Source organism: Williamsia maris, from assembly GCF_024171815.1.
Classification (GTDB): domain Bacteria; phylum Actinomycetota; class Actinomycetes; order Mycobacteriales; family Mycobacteriaceae; genus Williamsia_A; species Williamsia_A maris.
This window is the reverse complement of the sequence record NZ_JAMTCJ010000003.1, coordinates 857,815-873,287: the sequence shown is the minus strand read 5'-3', so window position 1 is coordinate 873,287 and position 15,473 is coordinate 857,815. Positions and strand designations below refer to the sequence as shown.

20 protein-coding genes are annotated in these 15,473 nt (G+C 67.5%); 11 read left to right on the top strand and 9 right to left on the bottom strand.

Features of this window, described 5'->3' with window-relative positions; all coding sequences use genetic code 11:
* Window positions 1-48: 48 nt before the first annotated feature.
* The 9 genes from LX13_RS17400 to LX13_RS17360 all read right to left on the bottom strand — a co-directional run bounded on the left by LX13_RS17400 (window position 49) and on the right by LX13_RS17360 (window position 9,364).
* Window positions 49-996 (bottom strand): esterase/lipase family protein, encoded by a 948-nt coding sequence (locus LX13_RS17400; RefSeq protein WP_253662524.1) that lies wholly within the window; start codon window positions 994-996, stop codon window positions 49-51.
* Between the two features lie 150 nt (window positions 997-1,146).
* Entirely contained in the window at window positions 1,147-1,887 is a 741-nt protein-coding gene (locus tag LX13_RS17395) for an aspartate/glutamate racemase family protein (protein WP_253662523.1), read from the bottom strand.
* 17 nt (window positions 1,888-1,904) lie between these two features.
* Window positions 1,905-3,461 carry an NCS1 family nucleobase:cation symporter-1 gene (locus LX13_RS17390; RefSeq protein WP_253662522.1) on the bottom strand — a complete coding sequence of 519 codons (1,557 nt, stop codon included), beginning with the start codon at window positions 3,459-3,461 and terminating at the stop codon, window positions 1,905-1,907.
* A gap of 98 nt (window positions 3,462-3,559) precedes the next feature.
* Window positions 3,560-4,270, bottom strand: coding sequence for a GntR family transcriptional regulator (locus LX13_RS17385; RefSeq protein WP_253662521.1), 711 nt, complete (start codon window positions 4,268-4,270; stop codon window positions 3,560-3,562).
* A gap of 78 nt (window positions 4,271-4,348) precedes the next feature.
* Window positions 4,349-5,227 (bottom strand): alpha/beta fold hydrolase, encoded by an 879-nt coding sequence (locus tag LX13_RS17380; RefSeq protein WP_253662520.1) that lies wholly within the window; start codon window positions 5,225-5,227, stop codon window positions 4,349-4,351.
* A gap of 156 nt (window positions 5,228-5,383) precedes the next feature.
* Window positions 5,384-5,896 carry a hotdog fold domain-containing protein gene (locus tag LX13_RS17375; RefSeq protein ID WP_253662519.1) on the bottom strand — a complete coding sequence of 171 codons (513 nt, stop codon included), beginning with the start codon at window positions 5,894-5,896 and terminating at the stop codon, window positions 5,384-5,386.
* A gap of 22 nt (window positions 5,897-5,918) precedes the next feature.
* Window positions 5,919-7,481: a DUF4153 domain-containing protein gene (locus LX13_RS17370; protein ID WP_253662518.1), complete on the bottom strand. Its 1,563-nt coding sequence runs from the start codon at window positions 7,479-7,481 to the stop codon at window positions 5,919-5,921.
* 72 nt (window positions 7,482-7,553) lie between these two features.
* The gene (locus LX13_RS17365) at window positions 7,554-8,585 is read right to left on the bottom strand and encodes a HAMP domain-containing sensor histidine kinase (protein WP_253662812.1); all 1,032 of its coding nucleotides are present in this window, start codon (window positions 8,583-8,585) and stop codon (window positions 7,554-7,556) included.
* A 29-nt stretch (window positions 8,586-8,614) separates the two neighbouring features.
* Complete coding sequence (locus LX13_RS17360; protein WP_253662517.1) at window positions 8,615-9,364, bottom strand: response regulator transcription factor; 750 nt, start codon at window positions 9,362-9,364, stop codon at window positions 8,615-8,617.
* Window positions 9,365-9,912: 548 nt separating this feature from the next.
* On the opposite strand from LX13_RS17360, the gene rpsJ reads away from it, so the two are divergent.
* From rpsJ to rpsQ, 11 genes are read left to right on the top strand one after another with little or no spacing between them, the layout of a single operon-like run.
* Window positions 9,913-10,218, top strand: a complete 306-nt coding sequence (gene rpsJ / locus LX13_RS17355; protein ID WP_003938093.1) for a 30S ribosomal protein S10 — start codon at window positions 9,913-9,915, stop codon at window positions 10,216-10,218.
* Window positions 10,219-10,243: 25 nt separating this feature from the next.
* Window positions 10,244-10,900 carry a 50S ribosomal protein L3 gene (gene rplC / locus LX13_RS17350; protein ID WP_253662516.1) on the top strand — a complete coding sequence of 219 codons (657 nt, stop codon included), beginning with the start codon at window positions 10,244-10,246 and terminating at the stop codon, window positions 10,898-10,900.
* The gene (rplD, locus tag LX13_RS17345) at window positions 10,897-11,586 is read left to right on the top strand and encodes a 50S ribosomal protein L4 (RefSeq protein ID WP_253662515.1); all 690 of its coding nucleotides are present in this window, start codon (window positions 10,897-10,899) and stop codon (window positions 11,584-11,586) included. The genes rplC and rplD overlap by 4 nt, the downstream gene beginning before the upstream one ends.
* Before the next feature lie 2 nt (window positions 11,587-11,588).
* The gene (rplW, locus tag LX13_RS17340) at window positions 11,589-11,897 is read left to right on the top strand and encodes a 50S ribosomal protein L23 (RefSeq protein WP_188489365.1); all 309 of its coding nucleotides are present in this window, start codon (window positions 11,589-11,591) and stop codon (window positions 11,895-11,897) included.
* A 40-nt stretch (window positions 11,898-11,937) separates the two neighbouring features.
* Entirely contained in the window at window positions 11,938-12,777 is an 840-nt protein-coding gene (rplB, locus tag LX13_RS17335) for a 50S ribosomal protein L2 (RefSeq protein WP_253662514.1), read from the top strand.
* Between the two features lie 17 nt (window positions 12,778-12,794).
* On the top strand, window positions 12,795-13,076 hold the full coding sequence (gene rpsS, locus LX13_RS17330) for a 30S ribosomal protein S19 (protein WP_003940820.1): 282 nt from the start codon (window positions 12,795-12,797) through the stop codon (window positions 13,074-13,076).
* Window positions 13,073-13,495, top strand: a complete 423-nt coding sequence (gene rplV, locus LX13_RS17325; RefSeq protein WP_253662513.1) for a 50S ribosomal protein L22 — start codon at window positions 13,073-13,075, stop codon at window positions 13,493-13,495. The genes rpsS and rplV overlap by 4 nt, the downstream gene beginning before the upstream one ends.
* Window positions 13,495-14,337, top strand: coding sequence for a 30S ribosomal protein S3 (gene rpsC / locus LX13_RS17320; protein ID WP_188489372.1), 843 nt, complete (start codon window positions 13,495-13,497; stop codon window positions 14,335-14,337). The genes rplV and rpsC overlap by 1 nt, the downstream gene beginning before the upstream one ends.
* A gap of 3 nt (window positions 14,338-14,340) precedes the next feature.
* Window positions 14,341-14,757, top strand: a complete 417-nt coding sequence (rplP, locus tag LX13_RS17315) for a 50S ribosomal protein L16 (protein ID WP_188489374.1) — start codon at window positions 14,341-14,343, stop codon at window positions 14,755-14,757.
* Window positions 14,757-15,005, top strand: a complete 249-nt coding sequence (gene rpmC, locus LX13_RS17310; RefSeq protein WP_301301292.1) for a 50S ribosomal protein L29 — start codon at window positions 14,757-14,759, stop codon at window positions 15,003-15,005. Before rplP ends, rpmC begins: the two co-directional genes overlap by 1 nt.
* Complete coding sequence (rpsQ, locus tag LX13_RS17305) at window positions 15,002-15,298, top strand: 30S ribosomal protein S17 (protein ID WP_253662512.1); 297 nt, start codon at window positions 15,002-15,004, stop codon at window positions 15,296-15,298. The genes rpmC and rpsQ overlap by 4 nt, the downstream gene beginning before the upstream one ends.
* Window positions 15,299-15,473: the final 175 nt, after the last annotated feature.

Genomic DNA, 15,473 nt, shown 5'->3' with positions numbered 1-15,473 from the left:
CCCGTCGAGTGGGCGGTTACGGACGCCGAGTGGGCGGGCCGACCGGTCTCAGGCGCAGGGCGCCTTGTGTGTCCGACCGTAAGCCGGGTCGAGTGCGTCGAGGACGATCCAGTTCGCGCGCGGTGCCGAGGTGATCGTCATGTGGTCGACGAGCAGGGCCGGGCATCCGTCCTGCACCCAGACGTTGCGGACCTTCGCGCCCGGTCCCGCGGTGAGGAAGGTGCTGTCGGTCGGGGTGACGACGTTGTCGCCCCGCGACCCGACCGCGACGTATTCGACCCCCGGACGGGTGTCGCCGCCGTCGTTGAGCCGACGCAGGAACGGCGACCCGATCATCTGCTCGATGTAGGACGGCCCGACCGCGGTCGCGGCGAGCGTCACCACCGGGATGCCGAGCGCCTGCCCGGCCAGTCCGATCAGCTGGTTGAAGTTGAACGTCGTCCCGTGGTTGGTGCCCGCGAGGCTGACCAGGGTGTGCACGGCGTTGCGCGACGGGTCCTTGGCATCGGTACCGCCGTTGAACTTCAGGTACTGCCGTGCGACGAGCGCGCCCTGTGAGTGTCCGACGATGTCGACCTGAGCCGCCCGTGTCGTGGTGCGCACCCTCGTGACGAACCGCGCCAGGGTGCCTGCCGACTGCGCGATGGCGTCGCCGCCCGCGAGGTTCAGCAGGTTCTCCAGGCTGTTCGGCTCACGCTTGCCGTAGTCGAGGGCGAACACGCACCAGCCCTCCTTCTTCAGGGCCGGGGCGAGCACCTTCCAGGTGTCGGTCATCGTCGACCACGTGCCGTGGACCAGCACGACCGGCCGGGGATGGGCGGCCGACGGACGGCACGACCAGTCGTTGGCGCCGGCGAGAACGGCCGGGTCCGACGGGGAGGTCGGTGCGGGTGCGACGGGGGCGGGTGCGGCGGATGCGGGGGAGGACAGCACCGCCGCCGGTAGGAGCAGCGCAGCGATCACCGCGACGACGGAACACCCGAAACGAAACCTCACGGGCCTCATCAACACCTCCAGTAACAGCACACGACCTTCGCGAGGGTAGCGAAGCGTGCCATGAGGTGCCGTGACGCGTTCGGGTCACGCATCCGATCGCGACCGGATGGATGCCGATTCGAGACCTCGGCGGTGAACGCGGAGCGGCGATCAGCGCAGGGCGAACCCGCTGAGCAGGCCGGTGTACTCCTTGGCCGGCGGGCGGGAGAACTCGCCGCTGGCCGGGCCGGGGAACCCGCCGACCGGCACGAGCGCCTGCAGCAAACGGACGCCGGCGGCGACCCCGTCGATGACCGGGGCGCCGATCTTGTCCGAGATGCGCGCGGCCAGATCGGCCATCCCGCCGCAGCCGAGCACGACCGACTCCGAGCCGTCGCCGGTCAACGCCCGTGCGCAGGCGTCGGTGAGGATGACCTCGGTGTCCGGGTTCGACTCCAGTTCGAGCACCGGGATCTCGCAGGCGTGCAGTCCGCGGCAGAGGCCGGCCACCCCGTATCGATGGGTCAGCTCCTCGGCGCGCCCGATGGTGCGCCCCAGAGTGGTCACGACCGAGAACCCGCCGCCGGACAGGGCCGCGAGATGCATGGCCGCCTGGGCGATGCCGAGGACCGGAGCCCCGGCGATCTCGCGTGCCGCGTCGAGGCCGGGATCGCCGAAACAGGCGATGAGGTACGCGTCGGACGGGTGTTCCGACGCCCGGTCGGCGACGATCGCGGCCAGCAGTCCGGGTACCGACATCGCCTCGTCGTAATGGCTCTCGATGGAGGCGGGCCCCATCGACGAGGTCACCGCCACGATGTCGGTGTCGGGACCGGCCGCCGAACGTGCCACCTCCGCCATGAGGTCGGTCATGGCGGAGGTGGTGTTCGGGTTGATGATGCAGATACGCATGACGCCAGTCTGTCGTGTCAGGCGACGACCTTCTCGGTCGCCTCGACGGTGGGTGGGTTCTCGTAGATGAACGTCGGCGGCAGGAACCGCATGCCCAGCCAGTAGATCGCGAAACCGAGACCGGCTCCGACGAACCAGGTGTAGCTGGCCATGTAGGTGGTGCCCTCGACGACGATGAGGATGCCCGCGATCGCGGCGACGACGGTGGCGATCACGGCCACCGGGTTGACGCCCTTGCGGAACCAGTAGGTCGCGGTGGGCGACATGCTGAACAGGTCGTCGACGACGATCTTCTTCTTCTTGACGAGGTAGAAGTCCGCGATGAGCACGCCGAACAGCGGTCCGATCACCGCGCCGAGCGTGTCGAGTGTGTAGTGGATCGCCGACGGGTTGTTGAAGAGGTTCCACGGGGTGATCAGCACCGACCCTACGGCGGCGATCATGCCGCCCATGCGCCAGGTGATCTTGGTCGGGGCCACGTTGGAGAAGTCGAACGCGGGGGAGACGAAGTTGGCGACGATGTTGATGCCGATGGTCGCGATGGCGAAGGTGAGCACGCCGAGGACCGCCGCGGTGGTGTTGTCGATGCGGTCGACGATGTGCACCGGGTCGGTGATGATGTTGCCGTCGGCGTCGCGACCGATCACCGTGGCGCCCGCGGAGACCGTGCACACCACCAGGATCGAGAAGAACAGGAAGTTCACCGGCAGGCCGAGGAAGTTGCCCTTCTTCACCGCGGAGAACGACTTGCCGTAGCGGGAGAAGTCGCCGAAGTTGAGCATCGGTCCCGAGAAATACGAGACGACCAGGGCGATGGCGCTCAGCAGGGCGGTGAACGAGGCCCATCCGGTCTTGTTCGGACCGGCCGACAGGTCGAAGTGGACGTTGCTCCAGCCGGCCTTGTAGATCAGGTACCCGGCGAGGATGACCATGACGACGTAGACCGCGGGACCGCAGAAGTCGATGAACTTGCGGATCGTCTCCATGCCGTTCCAGAAGACGATGGCCTGCAGCACCCACATCAGGATGAAACCGCCCCACCCGAGCAGCGACAACCCGAGGAAGCCGTAGTCGTCCACGGAGTCGAACTTCGCGATGGAGGGCCAGAACTTGATCGCCAACAGACCGAACGCGACGGAGGCGAGGTAGGTCTGGATCCCGTACCAGGCCACCGCGATCAGGCCGCGCAGGATGGCGGGGAGGTTGGCGCCGCGGACGCCGAACGCCACCCGTGTCGTCACCGGGTAGGGGACGCCTGCCTGCTGCGACGGGCGTGCGACGAGGTTGCACAGGAAATAGACCATGAAGATGCCGACCAGCAGGGCGATGAGCACCTGCCAGGCCGAGATACCCAGTGCGAACAGGCTTCCCGCGAACACGTAGCCGCCGACACTGTGCACGTCGGACATCCAGAACGCGAAGATGTTGTACGACGTCCAGCTCTGCTTCTTCAGCGGCGCGAGGTCGGAGTTGGTCAGGTTCTGGTGATAGCCGAGCTTGATGACGCTCTCCCCGGCCGCGCTCGCGTGGGTCGGTTCCGCGACGGCATCGCCGGTGGTGATCGTTTCGGTCATGGGCTCTCCTGGTGTTCGAGTGAGCCTAGGCTAGGACCGGGTTATTTCTGCTGCGTTACCGCGAAAGTATATTCTCGCCGTCCGCTGGATCCGGGCGGTCAGGATTCGTCGGCGACGTTCAATTGTGCTGCGGTGTCGATGATCATCGTCTCGAGGCGTGAGTGGTGCTCGCGCGAGGCCGCGATGAGTGCGTCCACGTCACGGGCGGCCACGGCGTCGATCATCGACTCGTGGTCGGCGTGCAGACGCGTCTGCATCTCCGGAGTCGCGGCGCGCATGAGCTGGAACGGTTCGGTGATGTTCCACGTCGCCTCGAACATGTGCACCAGACGGTGCATGCCGCACGGCTCGATCAGCGCCTGGTGGAAACGACGTGACTGATGGTGGTACGCACGGAGATCACCGGCGTCGGTGGCGGCGTGCAGGGCCCGGTGGGCCTCGCGCGCGGCCGCCAGATCGTCGGGAGTGGCCAGTTCGACGGCACGGGTCAGCGCGGCCTGCTCGAGAATGCCTCGGACGAAGTAGATCTCGCGGAGCTCGGCGACGGTGAGCTGCGCGACGAAGTAGCCGTTGTTGGTCTGATGACCGACGAGTCCCTCGCCCACGAGTGTCTTGAGTGCCTCGCGCACCGGGATGGGGCTGACGCCGAACAGGGTCGCGATCTCGCCGACCGGGATGGCCGACCCGGGCGTCGCGCCCCCGTCGAGGATGACCCGACGCAGCCCGTCGAGCACGCTCGCCTGGGACGGGCCGGTGGGGATCGCCGACAGGGCCGCGAGGAGTCCGAGGTTACGGCCTCTGATCGCCATCCCACGCCCCCGGTCCGCGCCGTCCGTGCTCGCCCGATCTGGCCGAGACGACATCACGTGATCCGAGTATCGCAGCGATCAGGCGACGGTGCAGGAGGCGTCGACGAGAGCCCGGATCTCGTTGACCACGGTGTCGGGCTCGGACAGTTGGATGTAGTGGCCCGAGGTGTGGGCGAAGACGTGGCGGCAGTCGCACGCGAGTCGGGCCGTCTCGTCGTGCGACTGGGCGATGTAGTCGAGGTGGCGTTTGTCCTCGGGCACGCGCGTCGGCGAGATGGTGGTCATCGGTACCCGGGGGATCCACGGACCGCTCGCGTGGAAACGACGCATGCTCGCGGTGAAGCCCTGCCACTCCCGGAGCGCGGTGCGTGCGCCGCGACCGCTGCCCTCCTCGGAGCGGATCTCCCGCATCAATTCATCGGGGTCTTCCACCGGGTTCGACGACGTCAGTGTTCGGTAGTGGGTACGCGTCAGGAAACTCGGCAACAATCGCAGTTTGGCCAGGACGACCTGCGCACGATAGAAAGCGCCGGAGCCCATCATCCCGTTCCCGTACACCAGGCGGTCGCACAATTCGGACACCTCGTCGACGAGCACCACACCGGACACGTCGGCGGGTTCGACCAGTGCACCCGCACGGACGATCGGCCCGCCGTAACTGTGTCCGACCACGACGCACGGGCCGTCGACCACCGCGCGACGGACCGCGAGATGGTCGGCGGTCAGTTCCTCGAGGGTGCAGGGCTCGGCGCGAGAGTCGCTGCGCCCGTGGCCCGCTCGGTCATAGGTGATCGTCCGGGCGAACCGGGCGACCTGCGGTTGTACGGCCGCCCACGTGTTGCGTGAACGGCCGAGTCCGCTCTCGAAGAAGACCGTGACCGGGCCCTGCCCGTCGGCGCAGTAGTGCACCTCACGATCGCCGATCGGAACGACTCCCGATGTTCCCAGTGCCGGCACCCGACGACCTCGATTCACCACCCCGCATTTGCCCCGAACAAGTACTTAGCCGAGGTTAATATGAATTCGAAATGGCGCGCAAGGCGTCTGCGCAATTAATTCGACAATAGATGTCGCTCATTGTTCGGCGCTCGACCGACTCGTACAGGTGTGTTCTCACTTCGGCGTGACCCAGCACGTGATCGCACAGTGGACGACCTCGAGCCCGGCTTTGTCGGTGATCGCGATGTCGACGACGATCTCCGCGCCGTCGCCGATCGCGGCGGCGTCGATGGGATCGGGCAGGGTGGCCACCGCACGCAGGCCGGTGGTCGCCTTGGCGAGGTACTGCGACGTCATGGCCTTGGGCAACCAGCGCAGCGTGGTGGGGGTCGAGGCCTCCATCAGCATCCCCATCGCGGTCTCGGCGAGGTTGCAGGCCGCGATCGCGTGGAAGGTGCCGATGTGGTTGTGCACCCCGAACCACTTCGGTGCCGTGACCTCGCAGTACCCGGGTCGCAGCTCCTTCACCGACGGCAGGATGGTGCCGAAGTAGGGGACCCGGGCGACCATGCCGATCGAGAACAGCGCCGCGCCCACCGCGTTCTGGGGAAGGCGACGCCACAGGGCGTACGTCGGGGTGACCGACTCGGTCCGTGCGGTGGGCAGCGTGGTGATCTCGTCCGTCATGGGTCACGACCTTACTCGTCGGTCAGTTGGGGCTGGGGCACGCGTCGACGCTCGTGAGTTCGACGTCGTGCAGGTCGGCCTTCGCCTGTGCGCGACCGACGGTGAACCCGGTCCACCCGCGCTTCTCGCGGGCGGTCTCGGCGATGAGCCGCAGCACGCACGGCTGCAGTTCGGTGGGGAGTCGGAGCAGCTGACCGGTCGCATCCGGCGACAACCCGGACAGATACGAGGTGTCGATCCGGGGTGCCTCGTCGCGGGCGATCGACGCCTCGTACCGATCGACGTTGATCCGGGCGATCTGCGCGTCCGGGTCGTAGACGGCGAACGCCAGCGCGGCACCGATGATCAGACCGCCCACGACGCGGGCGAGGTGTCGGGTGCCGAGTCCGGCGCCCGCCACCATCAGGGCGATGACGATCGCGCCCAGGCTCAACTCGACCGCCATCACGCTGATCCGCAGGCGGGTCGCGCCGTAGGCGTCGATGTACAGGTACATCCGGTGCAGCGCGGAGACCACCACGAGCAGCGTCGCGACGCACAGTCCGCCGAGTATGCCGCGGACCAGGACGCGGTCGCGGGTGGTGGTGCGGGCCGCGCGCTGCCAGGCCACCGACACCACCAGGATCGTCAGCGCGGTGACGGCGAACAACTGCCAGAAGCCCGATCGTGCGTACTCGGCCGAGGTCAGGTTCGCGGTGTCCTGCACGTAGTCCTGCCCGCCGATCATGGCGCCGGCCTGCGTGCCGAGGAAGGCGACGAACAACGCGAGCACCGTGCCGGTCGGCACCGCCCAGGCCCAGGAGTCGCCCGCGACCGTCCGCTCGTGGTCGGTCAGGCGCGGCCGGGCGTACCGGAGGTAGCAACCCACCGCCGTGAACAGGCCGACCACGACACCCACCGCGACGTTCGCGGTGACGGTGGGGTCGTCGACGTCCGGGGTGAGCGCGGACAGCAGGGTCGCGAACATGGCGTCCGCGCCGGCGAACAACGCGCCGAAGACCACGACGAGCACCACGGTCACCACGCCGACCCCGAGCACCGCCCGCGGGTTCTCCACCTTCGAGCCCAAGTAGGCGACTCCGGCGGCCCGGGTCATCCAGGCCGACGTGCGCAGCGACACGACGATCGGCGCCACCACCGCGAACGCCATGTCCCGCAGCGTGCGTCCACTGATGAGCAGCACCCCGGTGGCCGCGACCGCGAGCAGGACGTACCAGACGGTCAGCCACTCGGCGCTGCGCCAGCCGGGCACGGCCAGCAGCGCCACGATGCCTGCGGCGGTGAGCAACTGGCCCCACCCCGGGCGGTAGGGCGAACCCACGAACACCGCGATGAGGACGATGATGCCGGTCACCGCGATCCCGATGCCCGACAGGCCTGCGGGGAGCAGGAGCGCCGCGGCGACGGCGGTGCCGGCGACCGCGGCGAAGACCCGCCCCGGGGCGACGCGGGGCAGGTCCGCCGACACGTCGTACATCGGCGGCCGTGGCGGCAACGGCGGAAGGGGAGGGAACGGCGGCTCGGGAGGGGCCGGGTAGACCGTCCCCGGGATGGGCAGGCCGGGCATCGAGGGTGTTTCGGGCATGGGGGTATCGCCTCTCGTCGTACGGGTGTGGTTCGGTCCGAGCGCGCCGATCGGCGCGTGTGAGGGTCGGGGTCAGCGAGTGACGTTCGCGGGCAGGCGGATCCGGATCCGACACCCCCGCGGGTCGTCGACCACGGCGATCTCGCCGCGGTGCAGGTGGACGACCCACTGCGCGATGGCCAGGCCGAGTCCGGTGCCACCGTCGCGGGAACCGCCGCGGGTGAAGCGTTCGAAGATGCGTTGACGCTCGGCGGGTTCCACGCCGGGCCCCTCGTCGGCCACCTCGAGGACGACGGAGTCGCCGTCGGCGTGGGCCAACACGTGGATCACGCCACCGGGTGGTGAGTGCCGGGCCGCGTTGTCGAGGAGGTTGGCCAGCACCTGATGGAGGCGGTCCTCGTCGGCCTCGACGACCAGCGCGGCCGGGATGTCGATGGAGAAACCGACGTCGGTGGCCCGTCCGCTGTGCTGACGCAGTCGCAGCCGGCACTGCGCCACGGCGTCGGCCGCGAAGCGCTGCACCTCGATCGGGTCGTGGTCGAGTCGCACGGCGCCGCCCTCGACCCGGGACAGGTCGAGCAGGTCGGTGATCAGTCGGCCCAGTCGGTCGGTCTGGGTCAATGCCAACTCCAGGGTGTCCTGATCGGGGGTGCGTACCCCGTCGACCAGGTTCTCCAGCACCGCGTGCAGGGCGGCGACCGGTGTCCGCAGTTCGTGGGCGACGTTGCCGACCACCTCGCGTCGGTACCGGTCCTCGTGCGCCAGGTCCTCGGCCATCTGGTTGAACGCCGTGGCCAGGGTGCCGATCTCGTCCTTCGACGTGGCGCGCACCCGGGTGGTGTAGTCGCCGTCGGACATCCGACGGACCGCACCGGTCATCTCCCGCAGCGGCGAGGTCATGCCGTGCGCGAGCACCCACGTGACGACGAAGGCGACCACCAGCGCGACCAGCAGCGCGTACCGGAACGCGAGTTGCGCGGTGATCCAGAACGACACGCTCGAGGTGAGCAGCGCGCCACCGACCACCACGGCGGTCTTGAACTTGAACGACGCCACCGCGTCGAGGGGACGCGGGAAGTGTAGCCGTCGCGGCGGGCGGCGCACCGGTGCGGACGGGACCCGTTCCCGGACGCTCACGTCCGATCGCTCTCGAGTGCGTACCCGACGCCGTGCACGGTGCGGATCCGGCCGTGGCCGACCTTGCGCCGCAGCGACCGCACGTGGGAGTCGACGGTCCGGGTCTCGCCGGCGCCCGGCCACTGCCACACCGTCTCGAGCAGCTGCCCACGACTGAGCACCGCGCCCGGATGACGGGCCAGCGACACCAACAGGTCGAACTCGGTACGGGTCAGGTGCACCGACTCGCCCTCGACCACGACCCGGCGCCCGGAGTGGTCGATGTGCAGGTCGCCGAGCGTCTGCACGTCCGACGTCGGCTCGGGCGACCCGGTCGGCCCGGTCTCGGTGGGTCCGTACCGTTCGGCCCGTCGCAGCAGGGCCCTGGTCCGGGCGACCAGCTCGCGCATGGAGAACGGCTTCGACAGATAGTCGTCGGCACCGACCCCGAGTCCGATGACGAGGTCGGTCTCGGCGGATCGGGCGGTGAGCATGAGCACCGGGGTGGGGGAGTGCGCCTGGATCCGTCGGCACACCTCGAGCCCGTCCATACCCGGGAGCATCAGGTCGAGGATGACCACGTCGCAGCCGACCTCTCGGTGGGTGGCGACGGCGGCGGGGCCGGTGTCGGCGGTGGTGACGTCGAAGCCCTCGGCCCGGAACCGGTCGGCGATGGACTCGCGGATGAGTGGTTCGTCGTCCACGACCAACACCGAGGGCAGCGCTGACGACGGGGTCCCGGGCGATGCGGACGGATGTGCGGTCATGGCAGCGACGGTAGTGTCCGTTTGTCGGTGCGCTGCCGAGATGGTGTGAAGAGTCTGTGAAGGTGGTCGCGGCCCAGGTGGCGGCCGGTCACGGGTCGCTGTCGGCGCAATTTGGCCTCGCCGACGATCTGTTGCATACTGTTCGGGTTGCCTTGATCGGGAACGCGGAGTTTTCGCGGCCTCGATCAGGTGCGATCGCCACGGCGGGTCAAGCGGAGACGAACTGGCCCGGTAACCGTCACAGCGATCGACCTGTACGACCAGCACCACCTCGATCCCCCTGATCAGGGATCACAGCCAAGATCTCGGATGTTCGGCTGCGCACGGATGTGTCTGCACAGATATGTCTTCAGGCGCCCGACACGCCCGACCTCGGGTGTCGGAGGAATCCGGCATCCGAGTCAGTACGACCGGCCCGCGTCATGCGGGCGAACGCACAACGACAGATGAACAGCGTCGATCACCGTCTCATGAGGAGCAGTGGTCATCTGTGAGCCGCTCCCCAGCGGCGCGTCTGCCGACTAGTTACCGACGGAAGAGGACACAGCGTGGCGGGACAAAAGATCCGCATCAGGCTCAAGGCCTATGACCATGAGGCGATCGACGCTTCGGCGCGCAAGATCGTGGAGACCGTGACCCGTACCGGGGCACGTGTGGTCGGCCCGGTGCCGCTGCCCACCGAGAAGAACGTGTACTGCGTGATTCGTTCACCGCACAAGTACAAGGATTCTCGTGAGCACTTCGAGATGCGGACGCACAAGCGATTGATCGACATCCTCGACCCCACGCCGAAGACGGTGGACGCGCTCATGCGCATCGACCTGCCGGCCAGCGTCGACGTCAACATCCAGTAGACGCGGATAGGGACGGAAAGCAGATATGACTCAGAAGAACGTGAAGGGAATCCTGGGCACGAAGCTCGGGATGACCCAGGTCTTCGACGAGAACAACCGGGTTGTCCCGGTGACCGTCGTCAAGGCCGGACCGAATGTGATCACTCAGATCCGTACGCAGGAGACCGACGGCTACACCGCCGTCCAGCTCGCCTACGGTGCGATCGATCCCCGCAAGGTGACCAAGCCGGTCACCGGTCAGTACACGAAGGCCGGCGTCACGCCGCGTCGTCACCTGGCCGAGATCCGCGTGAACGACATCTCCGAGTACTCCGTGGGCCAGGAGCTGACCGCCGAGATCTTCGCCGACGGTTCCTTCGTCGACGTGACCGGCACCTCCAAGGGCAAGGGATTCGCGGGCGTCATGAAGCGCCACGGCTTCAAGGGCCTGGGCGCCAGCCACGGCGTGCACCGCGTGCACCGTGCGCCGGGATCCATCGGTGGCTGCGCCACCCCGGGTCGCGTGTTCAAGGGCATGCGGATGGCCGGACGTATGGGTAACGACCGCGTCACCACCCAGAACCTGACCGTGCACAAGGTGGACGCCGAGGCCGGCCTGCTGCTGATCAAGGGAGCGATCCCGGGTCGCAGGGGCGGCATCGTGATCGTCCGCGACGCAGTGAAAGGCGGTGTCAGCGCATGAGCGTCAACACCACTAAGGGCGCAGCAGACGCGCCCACGAAGCTGACGCTGGACGTCAAGACCGCGGACGGGAAGACCGACGGCACCGTCGAGCTGCCCGCCGAGCTCTTCGACGCTCCCGCCAACATCGCGCTGATGCACCAGGTCGTCATCGCACAGCAAGCCGCGGCTCGGCAGGGTACCCACTCGGCCAAGACCCGCGCAGAGGTCAGCGGTGGCGGCGCGAAGCCGTACCGCCAGAAGGGAACCGGTCGCGCCCGTCAGGGCTCGACCCGTGCTCCGCAGTTCACCGGTGGTGGCGTGGTGCACGGCCCGAAGCCGCGTGACTACAGCCAGCGGACCCCCAAGAAGATGAAGGCCGCCGCGCTGCGCGGAGCCCTCTCGGACCGCGCCCGCAACGAGCGCATCCACGTGATCACCGAACTGGTGGCCGGACAGGCTCCGTCCACCAAGGCGGCTCGCGCCTTCCTGGAGGCCATCTCGGAGCGCCGCAAGTTCCTCGTCGTCGTCGGTCGCGAAGACGTCGCCGCGTGGAAGAGCGTCGCGAACCTGGAGTACGTCCTGCCGATCACTCCCGATCAGCTCAACACCTACGACGTGCTCGATTCCGATGAGGTCGTGTTCACCGTCGAGGCCCTCAACGCGTTCGTCTCCCGGGCGCTGAAGACCGACGAGAAGGAGGCCTGAGAATGACTGTCATCCAGGCAGATCCGCGCGACATCATCCTCGCCCCGGTGATCTCGGAGAAGTCCTACGGACTCATCGAGGACAACGTGTACACGTTCTTCGTGCACCCGGAGTCGAACAAGACGCAGATCAAGATCGCGATCGAGAAGATCTTCGATGTCACGGTCGAGAGCGTGAACACGGCCAACCGCAAGGGCAAGCGCAAGCGCACCCGCGCCGGGTACGGAAAGCGCAAGGACACCAAGCGCGCCATCGTCACCCTCAGCCCTGACAGCAAGCCCATCGAGATCTTCGGAGGTCCGGTCGGCTGACGCCGGGCGGATCGAGAAGAAGTAGAGGACAAGAAGACTCATGGCTATTCGTAAGTACAAGCCGACGACACCGGGCCGCCGCGGCGCCAGTGGCGCCGACTTCGCCGAGGTCACCCGTGACCACCCGGAGAAGTCGCTCGTCCGCCCGCTGCACGGTCGGGGCGGTCGTAACGCACACGGTCGCATCACCACTCGTCACAAGGGTGGCGGCCACAAGCGCGCCTACCGGTTGATCGATTTCCGTCGCAACGACAAGGACGGCGTCAACGCCAAGGTCGCTCACATCGAGTACGACCCCAACCGCACCGCACGCATCGCGCTGCTGCACTACCTCGACGGCGAGAAGCGCTACATCATCGCTCCCAAGGGCCTCGGCCAGGGCGACGTGGTGGAGTCGGGCGCGACCGCCGACATCAAGCCGGGCAACAACCTGCCGCTGCGCAACATCCCGACCGGTACCCAGATCCACGCCGTGGAACTGCGTCCGGGCGGCGGAGCGAAGATGGCACGCAGTGCCGGCTCGTCGATCCAGCTGCTGGGCAAGGAAGGCGCTCACGCCACCCTGCGTATGCCGTCCGGTGAGATCCGTCGTGTCGACGTGCGCTGCCGCGCCACCGTCGGCGAGGTGGGCAACGCCGAGCAGAGCAACATCAACTGGGGCAAGGCCGGCCGCATGCGCTGGAAGGGCAAGCGCCCGACCGTCCGTGGTGTCGTCATGAACCCGGTCGACCACCCACACGGTGGTGGCGAGGGCAAGACCTCCGGTGGTCGCCACCCGGTCAGCCCGTGGGGACAGCCGGAAGGCCGTACCCGCTCGAAGAAGAAGGCCAGCGATCAGCTGATCGTCCGCCGCCGCCGCACCGGCAAGAACAAGCGATAAGCAGGAGGGAGTAGCAGATGCCACGCAGTCTGAAGAAAGGCCCGTTCGTCGACGACCACCTCCTTGCGAAGGTGGACGTACAGAACGAGAAGGGCACCAAGCAGGTCATCAAGACCTGGTCGCGTCGCTCGACGATCATCCCCGACTTCATCGGACACACGTTCGCCGTCCACGACGGACGCAAGCACGTTCCGGTGTTCGTCTCGGACTCGATGGTCGGACACAAGCTCGGTGAGTTCGCGCCGACGCGCACCTTCAAGGGACACATCAAGGACGACCGGAAGGCGAAGCGGCGATGAGCGCAGAAACTCTGAACCCGACGGCCAAGGCCACCGCGAAGTTCGTTCGCGTCACGCCCATGAAGGCCCGTCGTGTGATCGACCTGGTCCGCGGTAAGAGCGTGGACGAGGCCCTCGACATCCTGCTGTTCGCGCCTCAGGCCGCGAGCGAGCCGGTTGCCAAGGTCGTCGCCAGCGCGGCGGCCAACGCGGAGAACAACCTCGGACTCGACCGGCGCACGCTGGTCGTCTCGCAGGCGTTCGCCGACGAGGGCCCGACGATGAAGCGTTTCCGTCCGCGGGCCCAGGGCCGCGCGTTCCGGATCCGTAAGCGCACCAGCCACATCACGGTCGTGGTGGAGAGCATCACCGCCACCGGCGCAGGCGCACCCAAGCGGTCGCGCACGCCGAAGAAGTCGACCAGTAAGGGAGCTCAGTAGTGGGCCAGAAGATCAACCCGCACGGCTTCCGTCTGGGTATCACCACCGACTGGAAGTCGCGGTGGTACGCCGACAAGCAGTATGCGGACTACGTGAAAGAGGATGTCGCCATCCGTAAGCTCCTGGCCACCGGCCTCGAGCGTGCCGGCATCGCCAAGGTGGAGATCGAGCGCACCCGTGACCGGGTTCGCGTCGACATCCACACCGCCCGTCCGGGCATCGTCATCGGTCGCCGCGGCGCCGAGGCCGATCGCATCCGTGGCGAGCTGGAGAAGCTGACCGGCAAGCAGGTGCAGCTCAACATCCTCGAGGTCAAGAACGCCGAGTCCGAGGCTCAGCTCGTGGCACAGGGTGTCGCCGAGCAGCTCTCGAACCGCGTGGCGTTCCGTCGTGCGATGCGCAAGGCCATCCAGTCGGCCATGCGTCAGCCGAACGTCAAGGGGATCCGGGTGCAGTGCTCCGGTCGTCTGGGCGGCGCCGAGATGAGCCGTAGCGAGTTCTACCGCGAGGGTCGGGTGCCGCTGCACACGCTGCGCGCCGACATCGACTATGGCCTCTACGAGGCGAAGACCACCTTCGGCCGTATCGGCGTGAAGGTCTGGATCTACAAGGGCGACATCGTCGGCGGCAAGCGTGAGCTCACCGCCGTCGCGGCTCCGGCCGGCGATCGCCCGCGTCGTGAGCGTCCGCAGCGTCCGCGTCGTAGTGGTTCCTCGGGAACCACCGCGACCAGCACTGATGCGGGCCGCGCAGCGGCCGAGACCGCTTCCGCCGCACCGGTCACCGAGGCTCCGGCCACGGTCGACGCAGGTGCGACCCCCACCGCGAATCAGGAGGGCTGACCCATGCTGATCCCTCGCCGGGTCAAGCACCGCAAGCAGCACCACCCCAGTCTCAAGGGGCAGGCCAAGGGCGGCACCAAGGTGACGTTCGGTGATTTCGGCATCCAGGCTCTGGAGAGTGCCTACATCACCAACCGGCAGATCGAGTCCGCTCGTATCGCCATCAACCGGCACATCAAGCGTGGCGGCAAGGTGTGGATCAACATCTTCCCCGACCGCCCGCTGACGAAGAAGCCCGCCGAGACCCGCATGGGTTCCGGTAAGGGTTCGCCCGAGTGGTGGGTCGCCCCGGTCAAGCCGGGTCGCGTGCTGTTCGAGATGAGCTACCCCGATGAGCACACCGCTCGCGAGGCCCTGCGCCGCGCGCAGCACAAGCTGCCCATCAAGACCCGCATCGTGACGCGAGAGGAGACGTTCTGATGGCACTGGGAATTGTTGCCGCCGAGCTCCGTGAGCTCAACGACGAAGATCTCCTCGAGCGTCTCCGCGAGTCGAAGGAAGAGCTGTTCAACCTGCGCTTCCAGATGGCTACCGGACAGCTCGACAACAACCGCCGGCTGCGGTTGGTCCGCCGCGAGATCGCACGCGTCTACACCGTGCTGCGTGAACGTGAACTCGGACTCTCGGCCGGCCCCGATGCTGATGCCAAGGTCGGTGACGACGCATGAGCGACGAGAAGGACGTGAACGTGACAGAACCCGCCACCAAGGAGCGCGCGCAGCGCAAGGTCCGCGTGGGCTACGTCGTGAGCGACAAGATGCAGAAGACGATTGTCGTCGAGCTGGAGGATCGCAAGAGCCACCCGCTGTACGGCAAGATCATCCGCACCACCTCGAAGGTGAAAGCACACGACGAGAACGAGACCGCCGGCATCGGCGACCGCGTTCGCCTGATGGAGACCCGCCCGCTGAGCGCCACCAAGCGCTGGCGTCTGGTCGAGGTCCTCGAGAAGGCCAAGTAGTCGACACCGCTGCGTGAACAGATCACGCAGATCACAACGACCCGTCACCCGTTCGCGGTGGCGGGTCTTTGTGTTTCCTACCAATGTCATGTGAACCCGGGTGGACGTTTCACCATCGTGTGTTGCGCATGTGACGGAACATGATTCGCCTGGTGAACGACCGTGTTGGTCCGCC